The following is a 26,414-nucleotide window of genomic DNA, read 5'->3' as shown; positions in this document are numbered from 1 at the left end:
CCGGCGGGTGTTGCGGCAAGGGGTGGCTGCGGGCGCCGCTGCGCAGGAAACTCGCAAGCTCTTGACAAGAGCGCCATAGAAATCAGCGACTTATCGGAAACAATCCGGGCACCTGAGGGGGTAATCCGCATCCAACGGAAGGAGCCCGGGCGGCGCCCCTGGGCGGCGCAAAGTCCGTGAGGTGCCGCTAGTGTGGCAAACTTCGCGGTTGATCGCCGAAACGCTGCGGCACGTAATTCGGCTTGCGGGCCGGCGCGCCGCCCGCGCAACGAAGACGCACAAAAGGATTCGCTTGAAACTTCCCTACGAATGGCAGATAGGCTGGCGCTACACCCGCGCCGGCAAGCGCACGACCGGCAACGGGTTCATCTCGTTCATCGCGCTCATTTCGATGTCGGGCATCGCGCTCGGCGTGGCGGCGCTGATCGTCGTGCTCTCGGTGATGAACGGCTTCCAGCGCGACGTGCGCGACCGCATGCTCTCCGTGCTCGCACACATCGAGATCTTTTCGCCGACGGGCTCGATGCCCGACTGGCAGCTCACCGCCAAGGAGGCGAAGACCAATCCCGAGGTGATCGGCGCCGCGCCCTATGTGGATGCGCAGGCACTCCTCACGCGCAGCGACAGCTTGAGCGGCGTCGCGCTGCGCGGTATCGAGCCGTCCGAAGAGCCGCAGGTCTCCGACATCAACAAGGAAATGAAGGCCGGCAGCCTGAACGACCTCACGCCGGGCAGTTTCAACATCGTGCTCGGGGCGGACCTTGCCGTGAGCCTCGGCGTGACCAGGGGCGACAAGGTCACGCTCGTCGCGCCCGAAGGCAGCATCACGCCCGCGGGCATGCTGCCGCGCCTGAAGCAGTTCACGGTGGCCGGCGTGTTCGAGTCGGGGCACTACGAGTACGACAGCTCGCTCGCGCTCATCAACATCCGCGACGCCGAGGTGCTCTACCGGCTGCCCGCGCCAACCGGCGTGCGCCTGCGCCTGAAGGACATGCAGCGCGCGCCCGCGGTGGCGCGCCAGCTCGTGCACACGCTCTCGGGCGACCTCTATATCCGCGACTGGACACAGCAGAACAAGACCTGGTTCTCCGCGGTGCAGATCGAAAAGCGCATGATGTTCATCATCCTCACGCTCATCATCGCGGTGGCGGCGTTCAACCTGGTTTCGTCGCTCGTCATGACCGTCACCAACAAGCAGGCCGATATCGCGATCCTGCGCACGCTCGGCGCGCAGCCCGGCTCGATCATGAAGATCTTCTTCGTGCAGGGCGTGACGATCGGCTTCGCGGGCACCGCCATCGGCATCGCGCTTGGCTGCCTCATCGCGTGGAGCATTCCCTGGAGCGTGCCGATGATCGAGCACCTCCTGGGTGTGCAGTTCCTGCCGCCGTCGGTTTATTTCATCAGCGAGCTGCCTTCGGAACTCGTCGCCTCCGACGTGATCCGCATCGGCTTGATTGCGTTCGTGCTTTCCGCGCTGGCGACGCTCTATCCCAGCTGGCGCGCGGCCAAGGTTCGTCCGGCGGAGGCGCTGCGCTATGAATGACCGTCAATCGATCCTCGCCGCGGCGGGCGACTATCCGTACGTGCTTGAAGCGCACGGCATTTCGAAGGTGTTTGGCCAGGGCCAGCTCTCGGTGAACGTCCTGCACGACACTGAGATCTCGGTGAAGCGCGGCGAGAAGCTGGCGATCGTGGGCGCGTCGGGCTCGGGCAAGAGCACGCTGCTGCACGTGCTGGGCGGGCTCGACGAGCCGGGCACCGGCAACGTCAAGCTGCTCGGCAAGCCGTTCACCGAGCTTTCCGAACGCGAGCGCAACGACTTGCGCAACCGCGCGCTGGGCTTCGTCTATCAGTTCCACCATCTGCTGCCCGAATTTTCGGCGCTCGACAACGTGGCGATGCCGCTGCGCATCCGCCGCATGACGCAGGACGACGCGCGCCGCGAGGCGCTGGAGATGCTCGCTCGCGTGGGACTCGATCATCGCGCACGGCATCGGCCCGGCGAGCTCTCGGGCGGCGAGCGCCAGCGCGTGGCAGTCGCGCGCGCACTGGTGACGCGGCCCGCCTGCGTGCTGGCGGACGAGCCGACCGGCAATCTCGACGGCAGCACGGCGGACACGGTGTTCAACCTGATGCTCGAATTGTCCGACCAGTTCCAGACGAGCTTCGTGATCGTCACGCACGACCCGGACCTCGCGGCGCGCTGCGACCGCATCGTGCGCCTGCGCGACGGCATGCTGCACGAGGAGCCGGTCGTCCCGGTGTGACCGACTATGTGGCTCCGTGCGGCTCGCCGGTGGCGGCCCGCACGGAGCTGGCGCAGCAAGTGCCCATGCGCGGCGGGAGCGCGCTTTCCATGTGGATCGATACGCATTGCCATCTCGATGCCAGCGAGTTTGACGCCGATCGCGACGCGGTGGCGTCGGCGGCGCGCGCTTCGGGCGTCACTCGCATCGTGATTCCCGCCGTCGCACGCGAGAACTTCGCGACCGTGCGCGCGCTCGCGCATCGCACACCCGGCGCGGTCTATGCGCTCGGGATTCATCCGCTGTATACGCCGCAAGCGCGTGACGAGGATCTCGGCGCACTGCGCGCCGAGATCGAGGCGAGTCTTGCCGATCCGCGCTTCGTGGGTATCGGCGAGATCGGCCTCGACTACTTCGTGCCGAATCTGGACGACGCTCGCCAGCAACACTTCTATGACGCCCAGCTGCGTCTTGCCCGCGAGTTCGACCTGCCCGCAATCTGCCACGTGCGCAAGTCGCAGGATCAGGTGCTCAAGGGGTTGCGCCGCAATGGCGTGCGCCGCGGCATCGCTCATGCGTTCAACGGCAGTTTCCAGCAGGCGAATGCGTTCATCGAGCAAGGCATGCATCTGGGCTTCGGCGGCAACGTGAGCTTCGAGCGCGCCTTGCAGATCCGGCGCCTCGCGGCGCAATTGCCGCTCGAGGCGATCGTCATGGAAACCGACGCGCCCGACATCTCGCCGTCCTGGCTCTATCGGGCGCGCAACACGCCGGATCAGGTGCCGCGCATCGGCGCCGTGCTTGCGGCGTTGCGCGGCTTGACGCCCGAGGAGCTTGCCCTTGGCACAACGGCCAACGCCACGGCGGCGCTGCCCCGGCTCGCGCTTTCGTCTGCATAATTCCTTCGAGGGTGGCGCGCGAATCCCGCGATTCGCGCGATAAAGCTGCCGCATGCGGTTGCGCGCGCAACTGCATGTGGCTCGCGTTTGCGCGCCGTCTTGTCACGAAGGAGGCGCGATGCGGACAGTATGGTGCGGATTTGCGCTCGGGGTGATCGTGCTGCAACGCCAGGCGGCGTTGCCGGGGCGGGGCGCGTGGCTCGTATTGGTGGTGCTGGCGGCGGTGGCGGCGCTGGGGGCGGCGTGGATGTTGCACGATGCGCCGGGTGGAGCGCGCAAGCTGGTCGCCTGGGCTGCAGTCGGGGTGGCGTCGGCGTGCGTGGGCTTCGGCTATGCAGCCGCGCGCGCGGAACGGCTGCTGGCCGTTGCTTTGCCCGCCGCCTGGCAGGCTCGCGACATCGACGTGACCGGACACATCGGCCGCGTGCTCGCGCATGACACAAGCAAGGCGAGTTTCTTGTTCGCGGTGGAGTCCTGGTCCGATCGCGCGCCCGAAGCGAAGTTGCCGCAACTGATACAGCTCACGTGGGTTGCGCGAGACGTGCCGCTGCCGCGCATCGAGCCCGGCGCACGCTGGCACTTGACCGTGCGTCTGAAGCGTCCGCACGGCGAGGGCAACTTCGGCCTGCGCGACGCCGAAACCACATTGCTTTCGCGCGGAGTGCGCGCGACGGGCTACGTCAACGTCCCGGAACGCGCACGACGGTTGGCGGCGGATGCACAGGGCGTTGGCGTCTGGATCGAACGTGCGCGCGCGGCGGTGCGCGCGCGCATCGACGCGGTGCTCGCCGGGGCACCGCATCGCGGCATTGTCGTGGCACTGGCAACCGGCGCCCAGGACGCCGTGAGCGACGCCGACTGGCGGCTGTTGCGCAATACGGGCACGAGCCATCTCGTGGCGATTTCGGGGCTGCATCTGACGTTCGTCGCCGGCCTGGCCGGCTGGGCCGCGGGCGCGCTCTGGCGGCGCGCGCGCTGGCGCGGGGTCGAAGCGCCACTTGTCGTGCCTGCACAGAAAATCGCGGTTGCCGGTGCGCTCTGCGCGGCGGCGGCCTACGCCGCGCTGGCCGGATTCAACGTGCCCGTGCAGCGCGCGCTGTGGATGCTCGCGGTCACGGCTGCGGCGCTATGGAGCTCGCGCGAGCTGATGCGTGGTCATGTGCTCGCGTGGGCGCTCGGTCTCGTCTTGCTGCGCGACCCATGGGCGGTCACGGCGGCTGGCTTCTGGCTCTCGTTCGGCGCAGTCGCCGCGATTCTTTTCGCGGCGAGCGGGGTGCCGCGCGTGCGGCAAGTCGGCGATATCGAGCTTTCGCCGGAAGAAGCCGACCCGATGCGCGAGAGGGAAGAGCAACCGCGCGGCGTGAGTCGTTCACCGCGCCTCTATGCGCGCTTTTCCGCGGCCTTCGACTACGAGCGCTGGCGTCGAGCCGCGCGGCGCCTCTGGGCCAGGGTGAGGGACGGGGCACGCGTCCAGTGGGCGGTCACACTCGCGCTCGCGCCGCTCACCGCGTACTGGTTCATGCAGATCCCGCTGATCGGTCCGCTGGCGAACGCTTTTGCGATTCCGTGGGTGAGCCTGTTCGTCACGCCCGCCGTGCTGGCGGGTGTCATGCTGCCCGCGCCGCTCGATGCCTTCGCGTTGCGCGCGGCGCACACGTTGATCGAGGCGCTCGCCGCCGCGCTCGCAACGCTGGAAGGGTGGCCTTGGGCCCTGCTGCGCCTGCCGCAGCCCGGCTTCTGGGCGCTGGGCTGCGCGGCGGTCGGCGTCGCGTGGTGCCTCGCGCCGCGCGGCTGGCCGCTGCGCTGGCTTGCGCCGTTCACCTGGCTGCCGTTGCTCGTGCCCGCGCCCGGCGGGCCGCCGCCCGGCGCATTTCGCCTGACGGCCCTGGACATCGGGCAGGGCACGTCCGTGCTCGTCGAGACCGCCCGGCATACGCTCCTCTTCGATGCCGGCCCGGGACCGGAATCCACGCACGCGGGCGAGCGAATCGTCGTGCCTTATCTGCAGGCGCACGGCGTGATGCGGCTCGACGCGCTCATGGTGAGCCACGACGACTCCGATCATTCGGGCGGTGCGCCGGCCGTGCTCGATGCCGTGCCCGTGGGGCAGTTCGTGGCGGGCATCCTCGCTGAACACCCGCTTTGGGCGAGTGCGCGGCGGGCCGGCGCCGATCTCGTGCAGTGCGCCGCCGGACAGCGCTGGCAGTGGGATGGCGTTGCGTTCGAGGTGCTCTGGCCAAACGCCGGGCCGCTTTCCGGCAAACCCAATACGCATTGCTGCGTGTTGCGCGTATCCACGGCGCCCGGGCGCGATACGTCGGGAGGCGTCGTCTCCGCGCTCCTCACCGCCGACATCGAGGCATCCACCGAGCGCACGCTCGTCGCGCGCGACGCTGGCCGTTTGCAGGCTCAGGTGCTGGTCGTTCCGCATCACGGCAGCAAGACATCGTCGACTGAACCGTTCCTCGATTCTGTCAGGCCGCTCGTCGCCATATTTCAGGTAGGCTATTTGAACCGGTTTCACCATCCGCACCCACGCGTGTTCGTGCGCTACGAGTCGCGCCAGATCGTGATGGCGCGCAGCGACGTGGACGGCGCGGCCCGTGTCGAAGCGGCGCCAGGCATGCTCGCCGTCGAGCGCTTTCGCGATACGCAGCGGCGCTACTGGATGGATGCGGGCGAGTGAAGCGCAGGCAAGGCTGGGCGGCACGATCGCTGGTCCGGCTTGCCGGCGCCGCGCATTGGCGGATGAGGCGACGCGAATCCGGTGATAGACGAGCAGCAAATCTAGTAATTGGAGCGGATGGCCGGGCGCGCACGTGTTACGGGTGCTAAGCGGCCGTGAACAGGACCGAGGACCGGAGAAAACAGGCCATTGAAGAACGTCATCCACTTTTCACACGCGAACGGCTTCCCGGCATCGACCTATCGCACGCTTTTTGCCGAGCTTGGCGACACCTGCGAGCTGCGCTATATCGAGCGCATCGGTCACGATGCGCGTTATCCCGTGACGCGCGACTGGCCGCACCTCGTCGATCAACTGATCGAGGACATCGGACGCTGTTATGACAATCCGGTCTGGCTGGTCGGCCATTCGCTGGGCGGCTATCTCTCGCTCATGGCGGCGCTCAGGAAACCGCAGTGGGTGAGGGGCGTGGTGATGCTCGATTCGCCGGTGATCGCGGGCTGGCGCAGCGGCATGCTCAAGGTCTCGCAATGGACCGGGCTCGACGAGCGCCTCACGCCCGCCGCCGCTACGCGCACGCGCCGCACCAGTTGGGCGAACCGCGACGAGGCCTGGCGCCACTTCTATGCAAAGCCCGCGTTCGCACGCTGGGACGAGCGCGTGCTGTCCGACTATATCGACTTCGGCATTCCTCAGACCTCGGCCGACGGCACGCGCACGCTGGCCTTCGACCGCCGCACCGAGTACCTGATCTACCGGACCTTGCCGCATACCTTCGGCACGCGGCTCGCACACGGCTCTCCGGTGCCGGTCAGCTTCATCGGCGGGACGCAGTCGAAGGAGGTGCGCGAGGTCGGGCTGGCGGCCACGCAGCGCCTCGCCGGCGAGCGGCTCGAATGGATCGAGGGCAGTCATCTCTACCCAATGGAGCGGCCGATCGAGACGGCGCGCGCGGTGCAGCGCATGCTCTACGCGATGGACAACGGCGGCTGAGCCAGCCGGCTTCCACGGGCTCTTCTGGAGGGGCATGTGGAGGGGCATGTCCAAGGGGCGCAATCACTCCCGCACGGATCCCCCGCGGCGCTCGCCACCCGACAAAGAGCTCACGCAAAATTCAGGGTTAGCCCTTGCTTTACGGTATAATCCGTTTTTCCCGCGAGCATTCAGCGATGACCAAATATGTTTTCGTCACCGGCGGCGTAGTTTCGTCCCTTGGCAAGGGTATTGCCGCCGCCTCCCTCGCCGCGATCCTCGAATCGCGCGGTCTGAAAGTCACCCTCCTCAAGCTCGATCCCTACATCAACGTCGACCCCGGCACGATGAGCCCGTTTCAGCACGGCGAAGTGTTCGTGACGGAAGACGGAGCGGAAACCGACCTCGACCTCGGCCACTATGAGCGCTTCATCAGCACGAAGATGCGCAAGGCCAACAACTTCACCACGGGCCAGATCTACGAATCGGTGATCCGCAAGGAACGCCGCGGCGACTATCTGGGCAAGACCGTGCAGGTCATTCCGCACATCACCAACGAGATCCAGGCGTTCATCGAGCGCGGCGCGGCTTCGGCCACGTGTGGCGAGCCGGATGTGGCGATCGTCGAAGTGGGCGGCACGGTGGGCGACATCGAATCGCTGCCGTTCCTCGAGGCCGCGCGCCAGATGAGCCTGCGCCTCGGCCGCAACAGCGCGTGCTTCGTGCACCTCACGCTCGTGCCGTTCATCGCCACGGCAGGTGAACTGAAGACCAAGCCCACGCAGCACAGCGTGCAGAAGCTGCGCGAAATCGGCATTTATCCGAACGTGCTGCTGTGCCGCGCCGACCGTCGCATTCCCGACGACGAGCGCGCGAAGATCTCGATGTTCTCGAACGTGCCCGAAGACGCCGTGATCTCGGTGTGGGACGCGGACAGCATCTACAAGATCCCGCAGATGCTGCACGACCAGGGCCTCGACTCGATCGTCTGCGACGAGCTGAAGCTCTCCGCGAAGCCCGCCGACCTCTCGATGTGGTCGGAGATGGTCGAGAAGCTCGAGAACCCGAAGCACGAAGTCACGATCGGCATGGTCGGCAAGTATGTCGATCTGACCGAGTCGTACAAGTCGCTCATCGAAGCGCTGCGCCATGCGTCGATCAAGACCTCGACCAAGGTGAACATCGAGTACATCGACTCCGAGCAGATCGATGAAGAGGGCGTGGACGGCCTCAAGCACCTCGACGCGATTCTCGTGCCGGGCGGTTTCGGCCGTCGCGGCACCGAAGGCAAGATCAAGGCGATTGAATATGCTCGCGAAGCGAAGGTGCCGTATCTCGGCATCTGCCTCGGCATGCAGCTCGCCGTGATCGAATTCGCGCGCGACGTGGTGGGCCTGAAGCACGCAAACAGCACGGAATTCGATCCGGACACGCCGGACCGCGTCGTCGCGCTCATCACCGAATGGAAGGACCGCGAAGGCAAGGTCGAGCAGCGCACTGAACAGTCGGACCTCGGCGGCACCATGCGCCTCGGCTCGCAGCGTTGCCCGATCAAGCCCGGCACGCTCGCATCGGAGATTTATGGCAAGGACGTGAACGAGCGCCATCGCCACCGTTATGAAGTCAATAACGGCTACGTGCCCAAGCTCGAAGCCGGCGGCCTTATCATCAGCGCCCGTACACCGACCGAGGACCTGCCGGAAATGATGGAGCTGCCGCGCGATATGCACCCGTGGTTCGTCGGCGTCCAGTTCCACCCGGAATTCACGTCCACGCCCCGAGACGGCCATCCGCTGTTCAAGGCCTATGTCGAAGCGGCGGTCGCGCACCAGCAGGCGCACGCTGAGGAGAAAGCATGAATTTGTGCGGTTTCGAGGTAGGCCTTACCAAGCCGTTCTTCCTGATCGCAGGCACCTGTGTGGTCGAATCCGAGCAGATGACGATCGACACGGCCGGGCGCCTCAAGGAAATCACCGCGAAGCTCGGCATTCCGTTCATCTACAAGTCGTCCTACGACAAGGCCAATCGTTCGAGCGGCAAGTCGTTTCGCGGCCTCGGAATGGACGAAGGCCTGCGCATCCTCTCCGAAGTGAAGCGTCAGCTCGGCCTGCCCGTGCTGACCGACGTGCACTCGGAAGAGGAGATCGGGCCGGTGGCATCGGTCGTGGACGTCCTGCAGACGCCCGCGTTCCTGTGCCGCCAGACCGACTTCATCCACGCGTGCGCGCGCTCGGGCAAGCCGGTGAACATCAAGAAAGGCCAGTTCCTCGCGCCGCACGACATGAAGAACGTGATCGACAAGGCGCGCGACGCGGCGCGTGAGGCGGGTCTTTCCGAAGACCGCTTCATGGCGTGCGAGCGCGGCGTCTCGTTCGGCTACAACAATCTCGTTTCGGACATGCGCTCGCTCGCGATCATGCGCGAGACGAATGCGCCGGTCGTGATGGACGTGACGCACTCGGTGCAGCTGCCGGGCGGCCAGGGCACGAGCTCGGGCGGCCAGCGCGAATTCGTGCCGGTGCTCGCGCGCGCGGCCGTGGCCACGGGCGTCGCGGGTCTCTTCATGGAGACCCATCCGAACCCCGCCGAGGCGAAGTCGGACGGTCCCAATGCCGTGCCGCTGAACCGTATGGCCGACCTGCTCGAAACGCTCGTCACGCTCGACCAGGCGGTCAAGCGTGCGCCGTTCCTCGAGAACGATTTCAACTGATCGTCAGGTCGCAAGCAGTGCGCGCCGCTTCAATTGCATGAGCGGCGCGATGGAGGAGCAACGCGGCGCAAGGCCGGCCACGCAGCGGGTGTCACACACGGACATCATGCTGTGCGGGCAACGGCCAGACGCGCCGCGCATGATGTGCAAGGCAGCGTGGCGGTGCAATGGCTAAGGCAAGTGTGTAGCCGGCGCGCCGCGGCAAGTTGAACCTGACGACCGCGCCGCCTGTCCCATGTGACGGTGTGCCTGAACGAGCATAGAAGCTGTGCCTCGTGGGCCAATGCATCAGGCGGCGCCGGTCGCGCAAGAATTACTGTCATTTCCTGAGGAAACCATGAGTGCAATCGTAGATATCATCGGTCGCGAGATCCTGGATTCGCGCGGCAACCCCACCGTCGAATGCGACGTGCTGCTCGAGTCGGGCACGATGGGCCGCGCGGCAGTGCCGTCGGGCGCGTCGACGGGCTCGCGCGAAGCGATCGAGCTGCGCGACGGCGAAGCCGGCCGCTACAACGGCAAGGGCGTGCTGAAGGCGGTCGAGCACATCAACACCGAAATTTCCGAGGCGATCATGGGCCTCGACGCTTCGGAACAGGCCTTCCTCGACAAGACCCTGCTCGAGCTCGACGGCACCGACAACAAGTCGCGTCTGGGCGCGAACGCAATGCTGGCCGTCTCGATGGCCGTCGCGAAGGCTGCCGCTGAAGAAGCCGGCCTGCCGCTGTACCGCTACTTCGGCGGCTCGGGCGCGATGCAGCTGCCGGTCCCGATGATGAACATCGTCAACGGCGGCGCGCACGCGAACAACAGCCTCGACATTCAAGAATTCATGATCGTGCCGGTGAGCCAGCCGACCTTCCGCGAAGCGCTGCGTTGCGGCGCGGAAGTGTTCCATGCGCTCAAGAAGATCCTCTCGGATCGCGGCATGAGCACGGCAGTGGGCGACGAAGGCGGCTTCGCACCGAACTTCGGCAGCAACGACGAATGCCTCTCGACCATCCTGCAAGCGATCGAGAAAGCCGGCTACCGCGCCGGTGAAGACGTGCTGCTCGCGCTCGACTGCGCAGCGAGCGAGTTCTACCACGACGGCAAGTACCAGCTCGCGGGCGAAGGCCTGCAGCTCTCGTCGGCCGAGTTCGCCGACTACCTCGCGACGCTCGCCGACAAGTTCCCGATCGTTTCGATCGAAGACGGCATGCACGAGTCCGACTGGGCCGGCTGGAAGCTGCTCACCGACAAGCTCGGCAAGAAGGTCCAGCTCGTGGGCGACGACCTGTTCGTCACCAACACGCGCATCCTGAAGGAAGGCATCGAGAAAGGCATCGCCAACTCGATCCTCATCAAGATCAACCAGATCGGCACGCTGACGGAAACCTTCGCGGCCATCGAGATGGCCAAGCGCGCCGGCTACACGGCCGTGATCTCGCACCGCTCGGGCGAAACCGAAGACTCGACGATCGCCGACATCGCCGTGGGCCTGAACGCTGGTCAGATCAAGACCGGCTCGCTCTCGCGCAGCGACCGCATCTCGAAGTACAACCAGCTGCTGCGCATCGAGGAAGATCTCGGTGATATCGCCAGCTATCCGGGCAAGTCGGCGTTCTATAACCTCCGTTAAGCGGACCCGAGCCCGGCAGCAGCCTTGCTGTCTCTTTTCGTAATCCCTCTCCGCCGCCCTGCGTCAAGCGCAGGGCGGCGTGTATTTATCCGGCACCTTACATGCGGCTCGTCACTGTCGTCCTGATTCTCCTGCTCGTGCTGATCCAGTATCCGCTCTGGTGGGGCCACGGCGGCTGGTTGCGTGTGCACGAACTGCGCGAGCAGCTCGCCCAGCAGCAGAAGCAGAACGACGACGAGAAACTGCGCAACGAACGCATTGCGGGCGAAGTGCAGGATCTGCAGAGCGGCACTGCGGCCGTCGAGGAGCGCGCGCGCTACGAGATGGGCATGGTCAAGGACGGCGAGGTGTTCGTGCAGTTCGTTTCGCCGAACCAGCCCTTGCCTTCGACCCCGGCCGGCTCGTCGAATGTCTCCACGCGTGGCGAGATGTCGGCGGCTCCGGTCAGGGTGGTGCCGAACCCGGTATCGCGCGTGCCGGAGAAGCGGCACGGGCACGGCAAGGATGCGAAGAAGAAGCTGGGTTGAACAATCCGCTCGGGCAGATTCCGGTCTTGCCTTCAAGGTACAAAAAAGCGCGGCTTCCGACAAACGGAAGCCGCGCTTTTATTTTGTGCCCGACAACGGGGTACTGGGCGCGCTCGAGCTACTGCGTGCCTACCAGCCCCAACCCCAGCCCGGGTAGCCATAGCCGATGCCCGTGCCCCAGCCGCTTCCCCAGCCACCGTTGTAGTAACTGCCGTAGACGGTAACGGGCGGCGCATAGGCGCGCGACCAGGCCTGCGCAGCGGCCTCGGCAGTGGCCGCACGGTCCGACTCGGTGAGCGCCTGGCGGTCGATCGCGTCGTAGCGGGCGCGCTCGTCGGGCGTGAGCACCGGCGCGCTTTGCAGCGCGTCCGCCTGGTTGGGGGGCAGGCGGCTGTATATCGGCGAAGGTCCAGGAGGGTCCAGCGTGCAGCCGCTCGTGAGCGCGACGCCAGCGCCGAGCGCGGCCATCGCGAGCATGGCCTGTGCGCGCCGCAAGCCCCGCTGCCGTGCGAAGGACTTGTTCGGTTTCATTGCTTTTCCTCCATCTGTCGGACACCTAAGAACCTGCTCACGATCTTGTCCAGCGAACTGAAAGCCCAACGCCAGCCGGCAATTCATCCATCTGGCCATCTTGGCTCTTCAGATCAGAAAATCGTAAGCAGGTTCTAAGTCTAAGCGTAAATCTCCATTTCGCCGTCGCGAACGATGCGGGTTCCCGAGGTTCCCGCCAGAATCTCCGGCAATTTGCTGAGCGAGCCGATGACCGCTTCACCTTGCCCGCCTGCCACGAAACGGCGTGCGGCGTCGACCTTCGGACCCATTGAGCCCTCGGCAAATCCGTACTGGGCGAGCTGATCGACCGTCGCGCGTTTGATGGCGCGCTGCTCCGGCGTGCCCCAGTCGAGGTAGACGGCGTCAGCCTCGGTCAAAAGCAGGAACAGGTCGGCGTCGGCGTCACGAGCGAGCACAGCCGAGGCGAGGTCTTTGTCGATGACGGCTTCGACGCCTGTCAGGGTTGCCTGCTCGTAGTCGGCGATCACGGGGACCCCGCCGCCGCCGACACACACGACGATGAGTCCCATCTCCGAGAGCTTCTTGATCGTGCCGGCCTGGCGGATGTGCAGCGGTTCGGGCGAGGGAACAACCCGGCGCCACCAGTCGCCGTCCTGGGCGATCGTCCAGCCGTGCTCGGCCGCGAGGGCGCGGGCCGTGTCTTCTTTGTAGACTGGGCCGACGAATTTCGTCGGATGTGCGAACGCAGGGTCGTCGGCCGCGACGGCGGTGGTCGTCAGAATCGTCGCCATCTCTTTTTTGAGCTTCAGGGCGTTGAGCAGTTCTTGACCGAGAACGTAGCCGAGCATTCCCTGGGTCTCGGCGCCGAGCACGTCGAGCGGGTAGGCCTGAACCTCTTCGTAGGCGAGGTTCTGCAGGGCGAGCAGTCCAACCTGCGGTCCGTTGCCGTGAGTCAAAATCAGGTCGTGCTCGAGGGCGAGGTCGGCAAGCGGTTTAACCGTCTCGCGAACGTTCTTGCGCAGATTTTGCGACGTGATGGGCTCTCCGCGGCGGTTGAGTGCGTTTCCGCCGAGCGCAGCGACAATCTTCATGGCATGCCTTTCTAAACGAGGTGGGTTGTCTGCGCGACCGGGGAATTCGCATCCTTCGAGGACAGCGGCGACGCAGGTGGACGGTAGGTGAAAAAGAAAATGACGGCGCCGGTCGCGAGCAGCACGACCGAGACGATGAACGCGGTTTGGAAGCTGCCCGTGATATCGACCAGGGTGCCGGTTGCGTAGGGAGCCAGAATGGCGGCGATCATGCCGATGCAGTTGTAGAGCCCGTAGGCGCTCGAGCGCTGCGCGTCGGGCACGTGGTCGGCCACGATGCTGATGAGGACGGGATCGAGCGAGAGCTTGCCGAAGACGCCGTAGAGCACGATGGACACGATGAGCGTGGGAACGTTCGGCGCGAAGGCCATGACCAGAACCGAAACGATGGTCAGCGGGGTGAGAAGGATCACGAATGCCCGGCGGTTGCGGAACCGGTCTGAAAAGTAACCCATGAGCATCCCTGCCGGAACCGCGAGCCAGAACGCGATCGACGAGATCGAGCTGGCTTTGCCGAACGACATGTTGAATGCCGTGTGCAGATACGTCGGCAACCATGTCACCATGACGAAGAAGGTGTAGACCCCGCAAAACAGCATGATGAAGGTGCCGAGCAGGGTGCGATTGCCGAGCAGCGCGCCGAAGCGGCGCAGTTCGGCTGAGAGTTTCGCAGGCGCTTGCGCGGGTTTCGCATCGGGAATGCCGATCGCGATGAGCAGCCCGACAACGAGGGTGAGCGCGCCGAAAATGATGAACGCCCACGGCCAGCCGAACTTCAGGTCGAAGGCAATGAACGACGAGGCCATGATGCCGACGGCGATGCCGACGCCCTGTCCCGAGTTGATGATGGCTGCCCCGAGCGCGCGATAGCGGGTGGGCGTGATCTCATTCGATTTTGCGAACTGTGGCCCGTAATAGAGACCTTCGCCGAGTCCGGCCATCGCGCGCATGATGAGAAAGAGCGCGAACAGGTGCATGAGTCCGGTGACGCCGGTGAGCAGTGTCGCGATACCGAAGATGACGAATCCGACCGTGATTAGCTTGATGCGCCCCATCCGGTCGCCAAGGATTCCTGAAGGAATCTGAGCGATGGCGTAGACGATAAAGAACACGCTCGAAATAAGCCCGACTGCACCGTTGCTGAGTCCGAACTGTTGGCGAACGAGCTCTTGCACGGGCGAGAGAATCGAGCGGTCGGCATACATCATCACCCACCCGAGAAAGAAGAGAAGGCAGGAGAGTAGCCAGCGCTTGCTGTGCTGGTGGGTGCTCGTCGTAGTCATGTCATAGTCCCGGGAGGCAATGGGTGTAGACGGTAAAGCCTAAAAGTGTGTCGGCCCCGGAGCTCTGCCCGAAATCGCGCAGTCGCGTGCAGGCCGCTCGGGTTTCGGCGGCGGTGCCGCGAAGGGCCTGTGCGAGTGCGATCAGCGGCCTCGAAAACCGGCCGCGCATTGCCTGGATGAGGTAGGCCGCTCCTACATCAGTGGTGCGCGCGGTCCAGCTCTCTGCTGCCGCGTCTACGTGACTGGTGGCGGCGGTGAGCAGGGGATGTATCGGGCCGCCCGCACAGGCGCGGTGCGCCGCGAGCATCCCGACGAGCATGTCGTCGCCGCTCGGTGTGAGACCCGGCCCGCGTCCCATCAGCCATAGTGCGTCGTTGGCCATGTCGCTCCCGGCTCGAAGGCCGGAGGCGACCCGTTCAAGGCGCGTCAGTATCTCGCTGGGCCGGGCGAGCCCAGCCAGTCCGCTGTTCGCGAACGCCGCTGCGGAGTCGGGAAGGGCGCTCAGTGCGTCGGGGGTGGCGCGCTGCGGTTCGATTCGGCACGGATCGGGCTGCAGGCCGGTCAGCTGTATGGTCGCGGAGCCAGCCGTGAGCGTTGTGCCGTCGCACCGCCAGTGTTGGCCAAGTTCGGCGCGAACCGGGTTGTCGATTTCGATGCCGAAGGGGCATCCGGCAAGACGCGAGCCGAACGAAACAGAGAGGAGTCTCTCGGCTCGCACCGGTTTGCCGACCGACGGAGTGCCGGTCGCAATCAAGTTGAACGACGAAGCGAAAACGCTGTGGACCGTCATGCTGCGCGAACTGCCCAACAACTCCGCCGCCGTCACACCGATCCACATCGCTCGCTACCGTCTGGTCGTTTCGTTAGTCGTCGACGCTCACGCCGTACTTCTCGGCGAGAGCTTCAAGCGCCTGTTCGAAGCAGGCGAGCGGCGGACGAACGGTGCCGGCGCCAACTTGTCCCTTACCGGCAACCTTGTGCGCGATACCGGTGTTGATCACCGGAGTGATGCCGGTGGCAACAACCTTGCGCACGTCGATACCGACGCAGGCGCCCTGGAAGTTCCAGGTCGGAATGGGCAGGCCGGGGTTATGGCCGTCGACGATTTCGAGCATTTCGTTCGAGGTCGCGAGGGCGTCACCAAAGCCACCGGCGCCAACGAAACGGGTCACGCCGGGCGCGGCGATCATGGCCATGCCACCGACCCCGTAGGCCTCGGTGATAGCCGAGTCGCCGATGTCCGGGTTGGCGTCGTCCTGGGTGAAGCCGGTGAAGAACAGACCCTGCGGGGTGTTCACGGGGGCCTCGAACCAGCGGTCGCCGCAACCCGCAACGCGAATACCGAAGTTGCGGCCATTGCGGGTCATCGCGGTGACGATCGAACCCTCTTCGATGGTGCGGGCGGCATCCATAATGGCTTTACCCGAGGCCATCATGACGTTCAGGAAGAACTGGTCGGTGTCGCCGAGGAAGGTCAGAATGCGCTTTTTGTTCGCAGCAGGAATGTCTTGCGCGGCAATCAGCGGAGCGAGCTTCGTGAACAGCAGGGCGCTCGCGGCAATGTTGCGCTGGTGGAACTCGTCACCCATCGTGATCGCGCGGGCGATCAGCGGCATGAGGGCGAGGCCGCCGTCGATGGTCTTGACGGCGCGGGCGATGGCCGGGCCGAGCTCGTCGGCCATCCAGTGCAGACGCTCGACCACCTCGGAATCGTAGGCGCCGAAACGCAGCACCTTACCGATGCCCTCGTTCATGGTGCAATAGGCGTGGTTGCCGTGGTTACGCTCTTCGACCACGAACACGGCCATGCCGGCGCTCGTGATGCCGCCCATCGGGCCGACAGCCTGCACCGAGTGGCACGGCATGTAGGTGACCTCGGTGGCCAGAATGCGGCGGGCATCCGCTTCGTTATCAGCCCAGCCCTCGAAAAGGGCGGCGCCGACGCACGAACCCTGCATGGGGCCGGTCATCTGGTCGAAGGTGATCGGCGGGCCCGCGTGCAGCAGCACTTTGCCGGCGTTCAACGGGGCAATGACGTCACCGGCGCGAACGACGTCGATGAGGAAAGGCTGCGCACTCGTGATCTTTTCGATGACGGCGGCGTTAGCGGTGTCGATGGTTTCTTTTACAGTCATGGCTTTCTCTTTCACTGTGTCATTCAGGTGCTAGCCGAGTACGGCGAGGATCTTTTGCAGCCGTGTGTTGCCGCCCGCAAGCGGCGACCAGGTGTACTGGACAACGCTGGCACCTTCGGAGTTGAGGGCTTCTGCAAAGCTCGGCAGACCGATGTTGACGATCTGCGGCGCCTCGCTGATCAGTCGGCGGGTGGGTTCGGGGACGCGCGTGTTGCTGCCTGCGCGGCCCGCAGTTTTGGCAATCCCAATCGCGAAGCGGGCGGCGGCGGCGTTCGAGTCGAGCACGATCACGCCGATGTTACGAAGCATGGCTTCTTGTCCGCTGCGCGGCTGTGGGTCGTTTTCGGTTCCACATACGCTTGCGACAACGGCGACTTCGCGGCCTGCGGCGCGAGCCTTGGCCAGGCCTCGCTCGATGGCCGGGGCGATGGCTCCGGCCGGGTCGAGGTTCGAGCCGTAGCCGGTCACCACGTCGAACAACAGCACGGCGAGTGCTTCGTTGTCGAAGGCCTGCTCGATCATCTGCGCGCGCAGGCTCGGGTCGATCATCGGGTGCGGACGGCCTTGGGTGTACTTGTCGTCACCGAGGTCGATGATGGTATGGCCATCGTGGTGCAGCATGTAGCCGTCAACGTGGGCCGCATCGGTGGGCACACCCAGCTCGGCGGCAACCATGAGGGCGGCCTCATTGGCGAGGGTTCCACCACAGAACAGACCGGTGATCTTGCTCTGGCCGGCCTTGAGCGTAGGCACCACCACGTCTGCCGGACCGGCGAGCGACACCGCAATGCGGGCGGCGTCTTCGAGCGTGTCGGCGAAGTGAATGTTGCCGTTCACCGCCTTGGGTGCGCGCTCGCCGAGCAGAATCGCCACAACGGGTTTCGAGAGTTGCTGGCAGCGGCCCAGCACCTTCTCGCGCACGCTCGGTGCGGGCGGCTTCGAAACGAGGGTGATGACCTTCGTGCCCGGGTCGGCGTCGAGCGCCTCGAGCGCTTGCAGACAGGTGATGGCGCCGACCTTCTCCGACAGGTCGCGACCGCCGAGGCCGATGGCCTGGCTTACGCCGCTGCCGGCGCGATCGATCTGCACCATGATTTCCTGGGTTCCGGTACCCGAGGCACCGACAATGCCGATCGAGCCGCGGCGAACAATGTTTGTGAACGCCAGCGGAAGACCCGCGAAGCTGCCCGTTCCGCAGTCGGGGCCCATCATCAGCAAGCCGAGGTCGCGGGCCTTCGACTTCAGGCGCACCTCGTCTTCGATCGCGATGTTGTCCGAGAACACGAAGGCGTTCATGCCGGCGTCGAGCACGCGCTCGATTTCGGGAGCGGCCTGCTCGCCGGGAATCGAGACGAGGGCGAGATTGGCCTGGGGCAGGACCTCCATGGCGCGGCCGAGCGAGCGCACGGTCGTGAAGCTGTTGCTCGACGAGGCAGCTTTCTGGTTGGTCAGGAAGTCGGTGATTTTCTTGTCGACCAGCGATGCCGCGTCAGCACTGTCTGCGTCGACGACGATGACCATGTCACCGGCGCCCGCCCGGTCAAGCTCGGGCGTGCCGAAGCCGGTGTCACGGAAGATGTCCTTGTTGGCCGGGGTGCCCATCATGATCGAGACACGCTCGACCTCGTCGAGCCCGCTCAGCTGCTTCGAAAGCAGCATGAGGCTTACCGAGTCCTGGTAGGTGTTGGGGCGAATAATCGTGTGTAGCATTAGTTTTCAACCTTTCGCGGTTCACGCAAGAACAGGGCAGCGACAAACGCGATGGCGAGCAGGCCGATCGCGAGGTAGAAGCCCGTATTCCAGCTACCGGTGGTGTCAACGAGCCAACCCGTGACGTACGGGGCAAGAATCGACGACGACATACCGATGAAGTTGAAGGTACCGAAGGCAGTTGCAGTGATCGCCTTCGGTGAATTCGTGCCACAGAGGGCAACCAGCAGCGGGTCGGTGGCGAGCTTGCCGAGCAGACCGTAAAGCACGAGCGCGACGATCACCACCTGGTACGACGGCGCGAACATGAGCAGCAGAATCGAGACGATGGCGCCGGGAAAGACGATCATCAGCAGCGGCTTGCGCTTGCCAATACGGTCTGAGACCCAGGCGATCAGCAGCGCAGCGGGTACTGAGGTCCACGCGGTGAGTGAGGCGACGAAGCCTGTTTGCGATTTGGGCACCTGCCAGATTTCGGCGAGGTAGGTCGGCAACCAGGTGATCATGACGAAGAAGCCGTAGAGCGAGCAGAACACCATGATGAAAGTCATCACGAGGTTGCGGTTCTTGAACAGCGAGAGAATCGAGGGCTTTGGCTCGCTCGACGCCGCGCTCGCAACCTTCTTCGGTTCGCGAATCAAGAGGAACATGAGCACGCCGACAATGACCGTCGGAATCGCGAAGAACCAGAACGGTCCTTGCCAGCCGAGGCCCATGTCGAAGGCGATGAACGACGAACCGATCATGCCGAGCGAGATGCCGAAGGCCTGCCCCGAGTTGATGATGGCCGAGCCGAGAGTGCGGTATTTCTCGGGGAGCATCTCGCCCGAGAGCGAGTACTGCGGCCCGTAATAGAAGCCCTGACCAAAACCGACCATCGCGCGCATGATGAAGAGAAAGCCAACACCGCCCATGACGCCGGTCAGCCCGGTGAAAGTGCCGAAGATCACAAAACCGAGAATGATGAATTTCAGCCGGCCGAAGCGGTCGCCGAGCATTCCCGAGGGAATCTGCACGATTGCGTAAGTCAGGAAGAAGACGGAGCTCAGCAGGCCGAGGCCAGCTTTATCGAGGCCGAAGGTTTGGCCGATGCTGCTCATGACCGGGTTGAGGATCGTGCGGTCGGCGTAGATGAACATCCAGCCGAAGAAGAACATCAGGGCGACAACCCACCAGCGGGTTGGCTGTTTCTGCGTCGCGACATTCTCTGTCGAGACTATCTTGGGAGTACTCATTGATTTTCCTTTTTTGAGGTCTGCCAAGCCTGAGCTCGTTTTGGCTCTTATTGCCCCGTGAGCTTGGTTCCTCTTCGCAAAAACCTATGCTAGGTCCATCGCGAAACTCGCTCGGGGAACATGTTGTCGCACCCGCGTCCCTCTCCGTCTATCGACACCCGGATGCCCTGCTCGGGTACCGCTTCCAACGTGATCACTTCATGTTTTATAAGTATTCCGAAATATCAGGCCGTGCTGTCTTGTATGCGTGACTGTGCGCGGCATGACCAAGGGTCGAAGCCGAAAATCGCAAGGGAGCCTGCTGGAGCAGTCTTTAAAGAATCAGGGTGGTGCCAGTCGTCTCGCACGGGGGCGCAACGCTTGCACGACGCTCCTGAGCGTGGACACTCAGGGCGTGTGCAACATTCTGGGCGAGCACGGCACGGTGCAGTTCGCCAACCACAGCGAATTGCACACCTTGAAGGTCATCGCAACGCGCTGGGGCGTCGAGTCCAGCTTTGCCTGGCTGGAGAGGAACCGCAAGCCATGGAAGCACTGCGAGTGTTGCGGCCGTGCGCCTGCGCGCCGGCAGGCCGCAATCGGTCAGTGGCGCTGGTCCGCAGCGGGGGAGACAGCTTCCGAGAGCCCCGGCGTGGCGAAAAGTTGCGCCACATCGACGGGATCGAACTCATAGCGCTGATTGCAATAGTCGCAGTGAATCTCGACGTGGCCGCGCTCCTCGATCACGCCATCGACTTCCTCGCGGCCCAGCATCTTGAGCATCGCGCCCACTTTTTCGCGCGAACAGCTGCACAGGAAGCGCGCACTCACAGGTTCGAAGTGATTCACGTTCTCCTGCCAGAAGAGGCGGCGGAACAGCGTTTCGGGCTCCTGTTCAAGCAACTCTTCGCGCGTGAGCGTGCCGCCAAGCGTGCAGACACGCTCCCACGTGTCGGTGTCGAGTTCGTGAGGGTGCGGCACGATGCCGCCGTCGCCGGGCAGCTTCTGCAGCAGCATGCCGACCGCGCGGTCGTCGTTCGCACCCAGCCACAGGCGCGTGTCGAGCTGCTCGGAATGGTGCATGTAGTGCTCGAGCACTTCCGCGATGGACTTGAGCGGGCCGTCCTCGCCGTTCAGCGGCACGATCCCCTGGTACGGCTGCTGGCCCGGCTGTTTATTGGCCGGGTCGAGCGTGATCACGCAACGGCCTTGACCGCTCACGTTGATGAGCTCGGCGAGCGTGACGCCCTCGGCGAGCACGGCCACTTCCTCGGCTTCGATGCCGTCCGCGAGCCGCGCGGTCGCGCGCATCGAGAGGTCCGAGCTGCACTGCACGACCAGCATCCGCACCGGGCCGTCACCGAGAATCTGCATGATCAGGGTGCCGTCGAACTTCAGGTTCGCCGAGAGCAGCGCGCAGGCCGCCATCATTTCGCCGAGCACGGTGCGCACGGGCGTCGGGTACTGGCGGCGCGTCAGCACCTCTTGCCACGTATTGCGCAACGAGACGATCTCGCCGCGCACGGGCGCTGCGCTGAACATGAATTTCTGCAACTGGTCGTTCACAATCTTTTCCTTCATTTCGATCCTTTCGGCGCGTCCCGTAGAGCGCAGCGGCGAGGCGGGCAGCCTTTAGCCGATGCGCACGAGTTGCGCCTTGAAATACTCCCGGCGCTGCGCGTAGACGTCCGCGTTGCGCTTGAGGCCGGCAATGTCGGCCTCGGTGAGCTCGCGCACGACCTTGGCCGGCGCGCCGAGAATGAGCGAGTTGTCGGGGAACACCTTGCCTTCCGTGACAACGGCGCCCGCACCAACCAGACAGTTGCGGCCGATCACCGCACCATTCAAGACCACGGCCTGAATGCCGATGAGCGCGCCTTCCTTGACCGTGCAGCCGTGCAGCATGGCCTGGTGCCCGACCGTCACGTTCGCCTCGAGCGTGAGCGGGTAGCCGGGGTCGGTGTGCAGCACCGCGCCTTCCTGAACGTTGCTGCGCGGGCCGACCTTGATCGGCTCGTTGTCGCCGCGCAGGGTTGCGCCGAACCAGACGCTCGAATCCTCAGCCAGTTCGACCTTGCCGATGACGGTGGCGTTGTCCGCGACGAATACGCTTTCGTGAATGGTGGGCGCTGCTTCGCCAAGCTTGTAGATGGCCACGGTGTTACGTCTCCTTTTATCTTGCTGTGGGGCGGCTGCGGACGCGCTCAAGAGCGCAGGCGGCGCAGGCCGGGTGAATCGCGTATTGTAAACGGTTGCGTGCGTGCGCTCGTTCCGCCTCCGCAATCGGGCGAGTTGCTATGCCCGACAGCGCTTGCGGCGCCCGTCGAGCCCCGCATTCTCGAGTTTTTTGCCGATTTTTGTCTGTTTTACGATGAATTCCGTGTTTCCCGAAGCCGTCGGCTCCGTGCCGCGGCATCCTGCCGATTCTGCTCATGGTGTCCCTTGCGCCCCGGCCCGCGCCGGCTGGCGCGCCGCCGCACTCGACGCCCTGAGCGAGCGCGATCCGCTTGCCAAGGCCGACGCCGTGCGCGCGCTCCATGCCCAGGTGCTCGATGCAGCGTCCCGAGGCGTGACACACTGGGAAGCGTCAAGCACGCTCGTCGCGCACGCCGATCTCCCCGGCCGCCCGGCGCGCCCCGAGTTGGTCGAGCCGCGCAGCCTGCAGCGCCGCAGCATGAGCACGCCGCAAGGGCGCGTGGTGTTGCTGCATGCGCTGGCGCATATCGAGTTCAACGCGATCAATCTCGCGCTCGACGCCGTGTGGCGCTTCGCAAACCTGCCCGACGCTTTCTACGCCGACTGGCTCCGTGTCGCGGCAGAGGAGGCGTATCACTTCTCGCTGCTGCGCCAGCGGCTCGCCGACTACGGCCATGCCTACGGCGATTTTCCGGCGCACAACGGCCTTTGGGAGATGTGCGAGCGCACCAGTGACGACGTGCTCGCGCGCATGGCGCTCGTGCCGCGCGTGCTGGAGGCGCGCGGCCTCGACGCCTCGCCGCCTATCCGCGCGCGCCTGAAGCAGGCCGGCGACGACGAGTCCGCCACGATCCTCGACATCATCCTGCGCGACGAGGTCGGGCACGTGCGTATCGGCAATCACTGGTTCCGCTATTTATGCGAGGCGCGCGGTTTCGATCCGCACGCGGCATGGCTCGCGCTCGCCGCGCGGTACAACGCGCCACGCATGCGCGGACCCTTCAATTTCGAGGCGCGCCGCTCGGCGGGCTTCGATCAGGCCGAGCTCGACACACTGGCGGCGCAGGACGCCGCCGCGGCGAGCGAATCCGCCGCCCGCCGCGACGCAGAAGAAAAGTGAAAGGGCGCTAGCCCATCCGTCAGAGTGTGCCGATATAATCGAACGATCATTCGTTTTTTGTTTTTTGTTTTTTTGCGCGAGCGCAATGAATCTTTCCCGATCCGAATTCGTCGACGTGAACGGCATCCGCCTGCACGTGCGTCGCTGGGGCGCCGAAAACGCGCCCATGCTCTTCATGCTGCATGGCTGGATGGACGTGGCTGCCTCGTTTCAGTTCGTCGTCGACGCGCTCGGCGGCAACTGGCAGGTGATCGCGCCCGATATGCGCGGCTTCGGCTTGTCCGACTGGCCGGCGGCGCAGCAGGGCGGGGGCAGCTACTGGTTCCACGATTACGTCGCCGATCTGGACGCGCTGCTCGAGCATTACGCGCCTCGAGGTGAAGTGAACCTCGTCGGACACAGTCTCGGCGCGAACGTCGTGTGCTTCTATGCCGGCGTGCGGCCCGAGCGCGTGCGGCGCGTGGTCGATCTGGAGGGCTTCGGCATGCCGGCGACCGTGTCTGCGCAGGCGCCCGGCCGCGTGCGGCAATGGCTCGACGAAATGCGCACGCCGCCGCAATTGCGCCCCTACGCGACGCTCGACGACGTGGCCGCGCGGCTCGTGAAGACGAACCCGCGCCTCGTGCCTGCGCGTGCCCGCTTTCTCGCTCAGCACTGGTCGAAGCCGGTGGATGGTGCAAGCGGCCAGCATGGCGAGGGCGGCTATATGTTGCTCGGTGACCCCGCACACAAGATGGTCAACCCGGTGCTGTATCGCCTCGAAGAGATCATGGCGGTCTGGGCATGCGTGCGGGCGAAGGTGTTGCATGTCGAAGCCAGGCAGTCGGAGACGCTCGCGCGCATCGCGGGCAAGGTGCCCATCGGCGAGTTCAAGAAGCGCTTCGAGGCATTTCCTGACTGGCGCGAGCGCTTTATCGACGACGCGGGCCACATGGTCCATCACGATCAGCCCGAAGCCGTCGCTCACCTCATCGAGGCGTTCTGCGCCGGCTAGCTTTCCCGCCGCTGTGCGCCGGTCCAGACCCCGGCCGGCCGGACGCCTGCGACGCCTTCGTCGCATTGCAGTAAAATGGGCTGTTACTCCTTTTAAGCCTGCGATGAACGCCGATCTCCATTGTCACTCCACAGTCTCCGACGGCCAGATGGCCCCGGCTGCCGTTGCGCAGCTGGCGAAGGCGGGCGGCGTGACGCTGTGGGCGCTCACCGATCACGACGAGCTGGGCGGCCAGCGTGAGGCGCGTGCAGCCGCCGAAGCGCTCGGCATGCGCTATCTCACCGGCGTCGAGATTTCGGTCACGTGGGCGTCGCGCACGGTACACATCGTCGGCCTGCACGTCGATCCCGAGTGCAAGGCGCTGGTCGACGGGCTCGCGCGCACGCGCAACGGCCGCGCCGCGCGCGCCGAGGCGATCGGCGAACGTCTGGAGACGCTCGGCATCCCGAACGCCTACGAAGGTGCGCTCCGGTATGTCTCGAATCCCGACCTGATTTCGCGCACGCATTTTGCGCGCTTTCTCGTGGAATCGGGGCGTGCCCAGAATACTCAAGACGCGTTCACGCGCTGCCTGGGCGAGGGCAAGCCCGGCTATGTCTCGCACCGCTGGGCCAAACTGGCGGACGCCGTTGCCTGGATCAAGGCCGCGGGCGGCGAGGCGGTAGTCGCACACCCCGGCCGCTACCACTACACGCCGCTCGAATTCGATACCTTCTTTGGCGAGTTCATCGATCTGGGCGGCAAGGCTATCGAAGTCGTCACGGGCAGCCATACGCCCGACCAGTACGGCGAGTACGCCGCCGTCGCCCGCCGCTTCGGCTTCGAGGCGTCGCGCGGCTCGGATTTTCACGCCCCCGGCCCGGATGCGATCATGCCGGGCTCGCTGCCGCCGCTGCCTTCCAGTCTCAAGCCTGTCTGGGAGCGATGGCTGTAGGCCGCGCCCTCCGCGTGGCCCACATCCGCCGTTCCTGAGCCACTGTGCGGCCCGCCGCGCTTCGTTTCCCCGTTGTCCTGCTCGTCTCGCTGCGCGCGCGGTTGCACCGGAATTTCGCGTCGCGCTTCACGTTCCGCCTTGCCATCGTCAGCTGATTACTGCCATGTCACAGTTTTTTCGGCTTCACCCAGAGAACCCGCAGCCGCGCCTCGTCAAGCAGGCCGTGCAGATCATCCGCGATGGCGGCGTGATCGCGCTGCCCACCGATTCGAGCTACGCGCTTGCCGCGCGCATCGACGACAAGCCGGCCGCCGAGCGTCTGCGGCGCATCCGCGGCCTCAACGACAAGGCGCTGCTCTCGCTGATGGTGCGCGATCTCTCCGAGCTTGCGAATTTCGCGATGGTGGACAACCGCCAGTACCGGCTCATCAAGTCGGTGACGCCGGGACCCTACGTGTTCGTGCTGGAAGCGACGAAGGAAGTGCCGCGGCGGCTCTCGCATCCCTCGCGCAAGACCATCGGGCTGCGCGTGCCGGGTCACGCGATTCCGCTCGCGATCCTCGAGGAGTTGGGCGAGCCGCTGCTCGCCTCGACGCTGATTCTGCCCCCCGACACCGAGGCGCTCAACGACCCCGACGAAATCCGCGAGCGCCTCGAGAAGCAGCTCGATCTCGTGATCGACGGCGGAGCGTGCCCGCGCGAGTCGTCGAGCGTCATCGATCTCACGGGCGAGGAGCCCGTGCTCGTGCGCGCGGGGCTGGGCGACCTGGCGCCGTTCGGGCTCGAGGAGCCGGCCTGATGCGCGCGGTGGGCGCAGTTCTCACATACGCCGTCGCATCGGTTTCGCGCGTCGGTTCCGCATAGACAGCGCGTTGTTACAATACGGCGCCATGGAAGACAACATCATTCAGACGCTCGTCGTCTACGCCTTGCCCGTGATCTTCGCGATCACGCTGCACGAAGCCGCCCACGGATACGTTGCGCGCCTGCTCGGCGACAACACCGCCTACGTGCTGGGCCGCGTGTCGCTGAATCCGATGCGCCATATCGATCCGGTCGGCACGATCGCCATGCCGCTCATTCTCTATTTCCTGACGAGCGGCGCCTTCGTGTTCGGCTACGCCAAGCCGGTGCCGATTTCGTTCGGCAACCTGCGCAATCCGCGCTGGGGCACGCTGTGGGTTGCCGCGGCCGGGCCGGCCTGCAACTTCGTGCAGTCGATCGTGTGGGGTGTGTTCGGCGTGGCGCTGGCGGTGTCCGGCGTTCAGGAGCCGTTCTTCACGCGCATGGCTGCCGCCGGCATCGGCGTGAATCTGGTGCTCGGCGTGTTGAACCTCTTTCCGTTGCCGCCGCTCGACGGTGGCCGCGTGCTTGCAGCGCTCTTGCCCACGCGCGCGAGCATTGCGCTCTCGCGCCTCGAGCCCTATGGTTTCATCATCGTGATGGCGCTCCTCGTGAGCGGCGTCTTTACGCGCTTCTGGCTGCGTCCGCTCGTGTCTCTCGGCTACGACGCGGTGACGGCTATCCTTACTCCCCTTGTATCGCTCTTTTCATAACATC

The 26,414-nt window shown here is 65.1% G+C and carries 23 protein-coding genes and 1 pseudogene; 15 read left to right on the top strand and 9 right to left on the bottom strand.

The annotated features are described in order from the left end of the window. Positions 1-292: 292 nt before the first annotated feature. The 9 genes from EYW47_RS13160 to ftsB all read left to right on the top strand — a co-directional run bounded on the left by EYW47_RS13160 (position 293) and on the right by ftsB (position 11,664). Positions 293-1,546 carry a lipoprotein-releasing ABC transporter permease subunit gene (locus EYW47_RS13160; RefSeq protein WP_133195274.1) on the top strand — a complete coding sequence of 418 codons (1,254 nt, stop codon included), beginning with the start codon at positions 293-295 and terminating at the stop codon, positions 1,544-1,546. Continuing rightward, positions 1,539-2,270, top strand: a complete 732-nt coding sequence (gene lolD / locus EYW47_RS13155) for a lipoprotein-releasing ABC transporter ATP-binding protein LolD (protein WP_133195273.1) — start codon at positions 1,539-1,541, stop codon at positions 2,268-2,270. Before EYW47_RS13160 ends, lolD begins: the two co-directional genes overlap by 8 nt. Positions 2,271-2,359: 89 nt before the next feature. Further along, positions 2,360-3,148 carry a TatD family hydrolase gene (locus EYW47_RS13150; protein WP_133195446.1) on the top strand — a complete coding sequence of 263 codons (789 nt, stop codon included), beginning with the start codon at positions 2,360-2,362 and terminating at the stop codon, positions 3,146-3,148. Positions 3,149-3,266: 118 nt separating this feature from the next. Continuing rightward, entirely contained in the window at positions 3,267-5,834 is a 2,568-nt protein-coding gene (locus EYW47_RS13145) for a DNA internalization-related competence protein ComEC/Rec2 (RefSeq protein WP_133195272.1), read from the top strand. 189 nt (positions 5,835-6,023) lie between these two features. Further along, the gene (locus EYW47_RS13140) at positions 6,024-6,827 is read left to right on the top strand and encodes an alpha/beta fold hydrolase (RefSeq protein WP_133195271.1); all 804 of its coding nucleotides are present in this window, start codon (positions 6,024-6,026) and stop codon (positions 6,825-6,827) included. 176 nt (positions 6,828-7,003) lie between these two features. Continuing rightward, entirely contained in the window at positions 7,004-8,665 is a 1,662-nt protein-coding gene (locus EYW47_RS13135) for a CTP synthase (protein WP_133195270.1), read from the top strand. Further along, positions 8,662-9,516: a 3-deoxy-8-phosphooctulonate synthase gene (gene kdsA / locus EYW47_RS13130; protein ID WP_133195269.1), complete on the top strand. Its 855-nt coding sequence runs from the start codon at positions 8,662-8,664 to the stop codon at positions 9,514-9,516. The genes EYW47_RS13135 and kdsA overlap by 4 nt, the downstream gene beginning before the upstream one ends. A gap of 337 nt (positions 9,517-9,853) precedes the next feature. Then, the gene (gene eno / locus EYW47_RS13125) at positions 9,854-11,137 is read left to right on the top strand and encodes a phosphopyruvate hydratase (RefSeq protein WP_028216897.1); all 1,284 of its coding nucleotides are present in this window, start codon (positions 9,854-9,856) and stop codon (positions 11,135-11,137) included. Positions 11,138-11,238: 101 nt separating this feature from the next. After that, on the top strand, positions 11,239-11,664 hold the full coding sequence (ftsB, locus tag EYW47_RS13120; protein WP_133195268.1) for a cell division protein FtsB: 426 nt from the start codon (positions 11,239-11,241) through the stop codon (positions 11,662-11,664). A gap of 129 nt (positions 11,665-11,793) precedes the next feature. Here ftsB and EYW47_RS13115 read toward each other — a convergent pair whose 3' ends face one another. The 7 genes from EYW47_RS13115 to EYW47_RS13085 all read right to left on the bottom strand — a co-directional run bounded on the left by EYW47_RS13115 (position 11,794) and on the right by EYW47_RS13085 (position 19,631). After that, positions 11,794-12,195, bottom strand: coding sequence for a hypothetical protein (locus tag EYW47_RS13115; RefSeq protein WP_377784904.1), 402 nt, complete (start codon positions 12,193-12,195; stop codon positions 11,794-11,796). 140 nt (positions 12,196-12,335) lie between these two features. Further along, the gene (gene arcC / locus EYW47_RS13110; RefSeq protein ID WP_133195267.1) at positions 12,336-13,268 is read right to left on the bottom strand and encodes a carbamate kinase; all 933 of its coding nucleotides are present in this window, start codon (positions 13,266-13,268) and stop codon (positions 12,336-12,338) included. Between the two features lie 11 nt (positions 13,269-13,279). Beyond that, on the bottom strand, positions 13,280-14,551 hold the full coding sequence (locus EYW47_RS13105; protein WP_133195266.1) for an MFS transporter: 1,272 nt from the start codon (positions 14,549-14,551) through the stop codon (positions 13,280-13,282). 1 nt (position 14,552) lies between these two features. Beyond that, entirely contained in the window at positions 14,553-15,389 is an 837-nt protein-coding gene (locus EYW47_RS13100; protein ID WP_133195265.1) for an oxamate carbamoyltransferase subunit AllH family protein, read from the bottom strand. Between the two features lie 25 nt (positions 15,390-15,414). Further along, positions 15,415-16,686 (bottom strand): YlbE family protein, encoded by a 1,272-nt coding sequence (locus EYW47_RS13095; protein ID WP_133195264.1) that lies wholly within the window; start codon positions 16,684-16,686, stop codon positions 15,415-15,417. A gap of 30 nt (positions 16,687-16,716) precedes the next feature. Next, positions 16,717-18,396 (bottom strand): acyl-CoA synthetase FdrA, encoded by a 1,680-nt coding sequence (gene fdrA / locus EYW47_RS13090; RefSeq protein WP_133195263.1) that lies wholly within the window; start codon positions 18,394-18,396, stop codon positions 16,717-16,719. Then, positions 18,396-19,631, bottom strand: a complete 1,236-nt coding sequence (locus EYW47_RS13085; protein WP_133195262.1) for an MFS transporter — start codon at positions 19,629-19,631, stop codon at positions 18,396-18,398. The genes fdrA and EYW47_RS13085 overlap by 1 nt, the downstream gene beginning before the upstream one ends. Before the next feature lie 388 nt (positions 19,632-20,019). On the opposite strand from EYW47_RS13085, the pseudogene EYW47_RS41780 reads away from it, so the two are divergent. Beyond that, positions 20,020-20,172: pseudogene (locus EYW47_RS41780) on the top strand (IS5/IS1182 family transposase); the annotation flags it as partial. A gap of 41 nt (positions 20,173-20,213) precedes the next feature. Here the strand turns inward: EYW47_RS41780 and hslO are convergent. Beyond that, the gene (hslO, locus tag EYW47_RS13080; protein WP_133195444.1) at positions 20,214-21,176 is read right to left on the bottom strand and encodes an Hsp33 family molecular chaperone HslO; all 963 of its coding nucleotides are present in this window, start codon (positions 21,174-21,176) and stop codon (positions 20,214-20,216) included. Between the two features lie 66 nt (positions 21,177-21,242). Beyond that, positions 21,243-21,767 (bottom strand): gamma carbonic anhydrase family protein, encoded by a 525-nt coding sequence (locus EYW47_RS13075; RefSeq protein ID WP_133195261.1) that lies wholly within the window; start codon positions 21,765-21,767, stop codon positions 21,243-21,245. A 214-nt stretch (positions 21,768-21,981) separates the two neighbouring features. Between EYW47_RS13075 and EYW47_RS13070 the strand changes: the two genes are divergently transcribed. The 5 genes from EYW47_RS13070 to EYW47_RS13050 all read left to right on the top strand — a co-directional run bounded on the left by EYW47_RS13070 (position 21,982) and on the right by EYW47_RS13050 (position 26,410). Then, the gene (locus EYW47_RS13070; RefSeq protein WP_133195260.1) at positions 21,982-22,926 is read left to right on the top strand and encodes a ferritin-like domain-containing protein; all 945 of its coding nucleotides are present in this window, start codon (positions 21,982-21,984) and stop codon (positions 22,924-22,926) included. A gap of 85 nt (positions 22,927-23,011) precedes the next feature. Continuing rightward, entirely contained in the window at positions 23,012-23,920 is a 909-nt protein-coding gene (locus EYW47_RS13065; RefSeq protein WP_133195259.1) for an alpha/beta fold hydrolase, read from the top strand. Positions 23,921-24,023: 103 nt separating this feature from the next. Beyond that, positions 24,024-24,854 (top strand): 3',5'-nucleoside bisphosphate phosphatase, encoded by an 831-nt coding sequence (locus EYW47_RS13060; protein ID WP_133195258.1) that lies wholly within the window; start codon positions 24,024-24,026, stop codon positions 24,852-24,854. A 163-nt stretch (positions 24,855-25,017) separates the two neighbouring features. Next, on the top strand, positions 25,018-25,653 hold the full coding sequence (locus tag EYW47_RS13055; RefSeq protein ID WP_133195257.1) for an L-threonylcarbamoyladenylate synthase: 636 nt from the start codon (positions 25,018-25,020) through the stop codon (positions 25,651-25,653). A gap of 91 nt (positions 25,654-25,744) precedes the next feature. Then, positions 25,745-26,410 (top strand): site-2 protease family protein, encoded by a 666-nt coding sequence (locus tag EYW47_RS13050; RefSeq protein ID WP_133195256.1) that lies wholly within the window; start codon positions 25,745-25,747, stop codon positions 26,408-26,410. The last annotated feature ends 4 nt before the right edge of the window (positions 26,411-26,414 follow it).

Source organism: Paraburkholderia silviterrae (genome assembly GCF_004353915.1).
Classification (GTDB): Bacteria; Pseudomonadota; Gammaproteobacteria; order Burkholderiales; family Burkholderiaceae; genus Paraburkholderia; species Paraburkholderia silviterrae.
Note: the sequence above shows the minus strand (reverse complement) of the source record. Positions and strands in the feature narration are given on the sequence as shown.

What these genes read in the sequence shown, in the direction of transcription:
- lolD (WP_133195273.1), top strand. Translation starts at nt 1,539, where the DNA reads ATGAATGACCGTCAATCGATCCTCGCCGCGGCGGGCGACTATCCGTAC.
- EYW47_RS13150 (WP_133195446.1), top strand. Translation starts at nt 2,360, where the DNA reads ATGTGGATCGATACGCATTGCCATCTCGATGCCAGCGAGTTTGACGCC.
- EYW47_RS13145 (WP_133195272.1), top strand. Translation starts at nt 3,267, where the DNA reads ATGCGGACAGTATGGTGCGGATTTGCGCTCGGGGTGATCGTGCTGCAA.
- EYW47_RS13135 (WP_133195270.1), top strand. Translation starts at nt 7,004, where the DNA reads ATGACCAAATATGTTTTCGTCACCGGCGGCGTAGTTTCGTCCCTTGGC.
- kdsA (WP_133195269.1), top strand. Translation starts at nt 8,662, where the DNA reads ATGAATTTGTGCGGTTTCGAGGTAGGCCTTACCAAGCCGTTCTTCCTG.
- eno (WP_028216897.1), top strand. Translation starts at nt 9,854, where the DNA reads ATGAGTGCAATCGTAGATATCATCGGTCGCGAGATCCTGGATTCGCGC.
- ftsB (WP_133195268.1), top strand. Translation starts at nt 11,239, where the DNA reads ATGCGGCTCGTCACTGTCGTCCTGATTCTCCTGCTCGTGCTGATCCAG.
- EYW47_RS13115 (WP_377784904.1), bottom strand. Translation starts at nt 12,195, where the DNA reads ATGAAACCGAACAAGTCCTTCGCACGGCAGCGGGGCTTGCGGCGCGCA.
- arcC (WP_133195267.1), bottom strand. Translation starts at nt 13,268, where the DNA reads ATGAAGATTGTCGCTGCGCTCGGCGGAAACGCACTCAACCGCCGCGGA.
- EYW47_RS13105 (WP_133195266.1), bottom strand. Translation starts at nt 14,551, where the DNA reads ATGACTACGACGAGCACCCACCAGCACAGCAAGCGCTGGCTACTCTCC.
- EYW47_RS13100 (WP_133195265.1), bottom strand. Translation starts at nt 15,389, where the DNA reads ATGTGGATCGGTGTGACGGCGGCGGAGTTGTTGGGCAGTTCGCGCAGC.
- EYW47_RS13095 (WP_133195264.1), bottom strand. Translation starts at nt 16,686, where the DNA reads ATGACTGTAAAAGAAACCATCGACACCGCTAACGCCGCCGTCATCGAA.
- fdrA (WP_133195263.1), bottom strand. Translation starts at nt 18,396, where the DNA reads ATGCTACACACGATTATTCGCCCCAACACCTACCAGGACTCGGTAAGC.
- EYW47_RS13085 (WP_133195262.1), bottom strand. Translation starts at nt 19,631, where the DNA reads ATGAGTACTCCCAAGATAGTCTCGACAGAGAATGTCGCGACGCAGAAA.
- EYW47_RS13070 (WP_133195260.1), top strand. Translation starts at nt 21,982, where the DNA reads ATGAATTCCGTGTTTCCCGAAGCCGTCGGCTCCGTGCCGCGGCATCCT.
- EYW47_RS13065 (WP_133195259.1), top strand. Translation starts at nt 23,012, where the DNA reads ATGAATCTTTCCCGATCCGAATTCGTCGACGTGAACGGCATCCGCCTG.
- EYW47_RS13060 (WP_133195258.1), top strand. Translation starts at nt 24,024, where the DNA reads ATGAACGCCGATCTCCATTGTCACTCCACAGTCTCCGACGGCCAGATG.
- EYW47_RS13055 (WP_133195257.1), top strand. Translation starts at nt 25,018, where the DNA reads ATGTCACAGTTTTTTCGGCTTCACCCAGAGAACCCGCAGCCGCGCCTC.
- EYW47_RS13050 (WP_133195256.1), top strand. Translation starts at nt 25,745, where the DNA reads ATGGAAGACAACATCATTCAGACGCTCGTCGTCTACGCCTTGCCCGTG.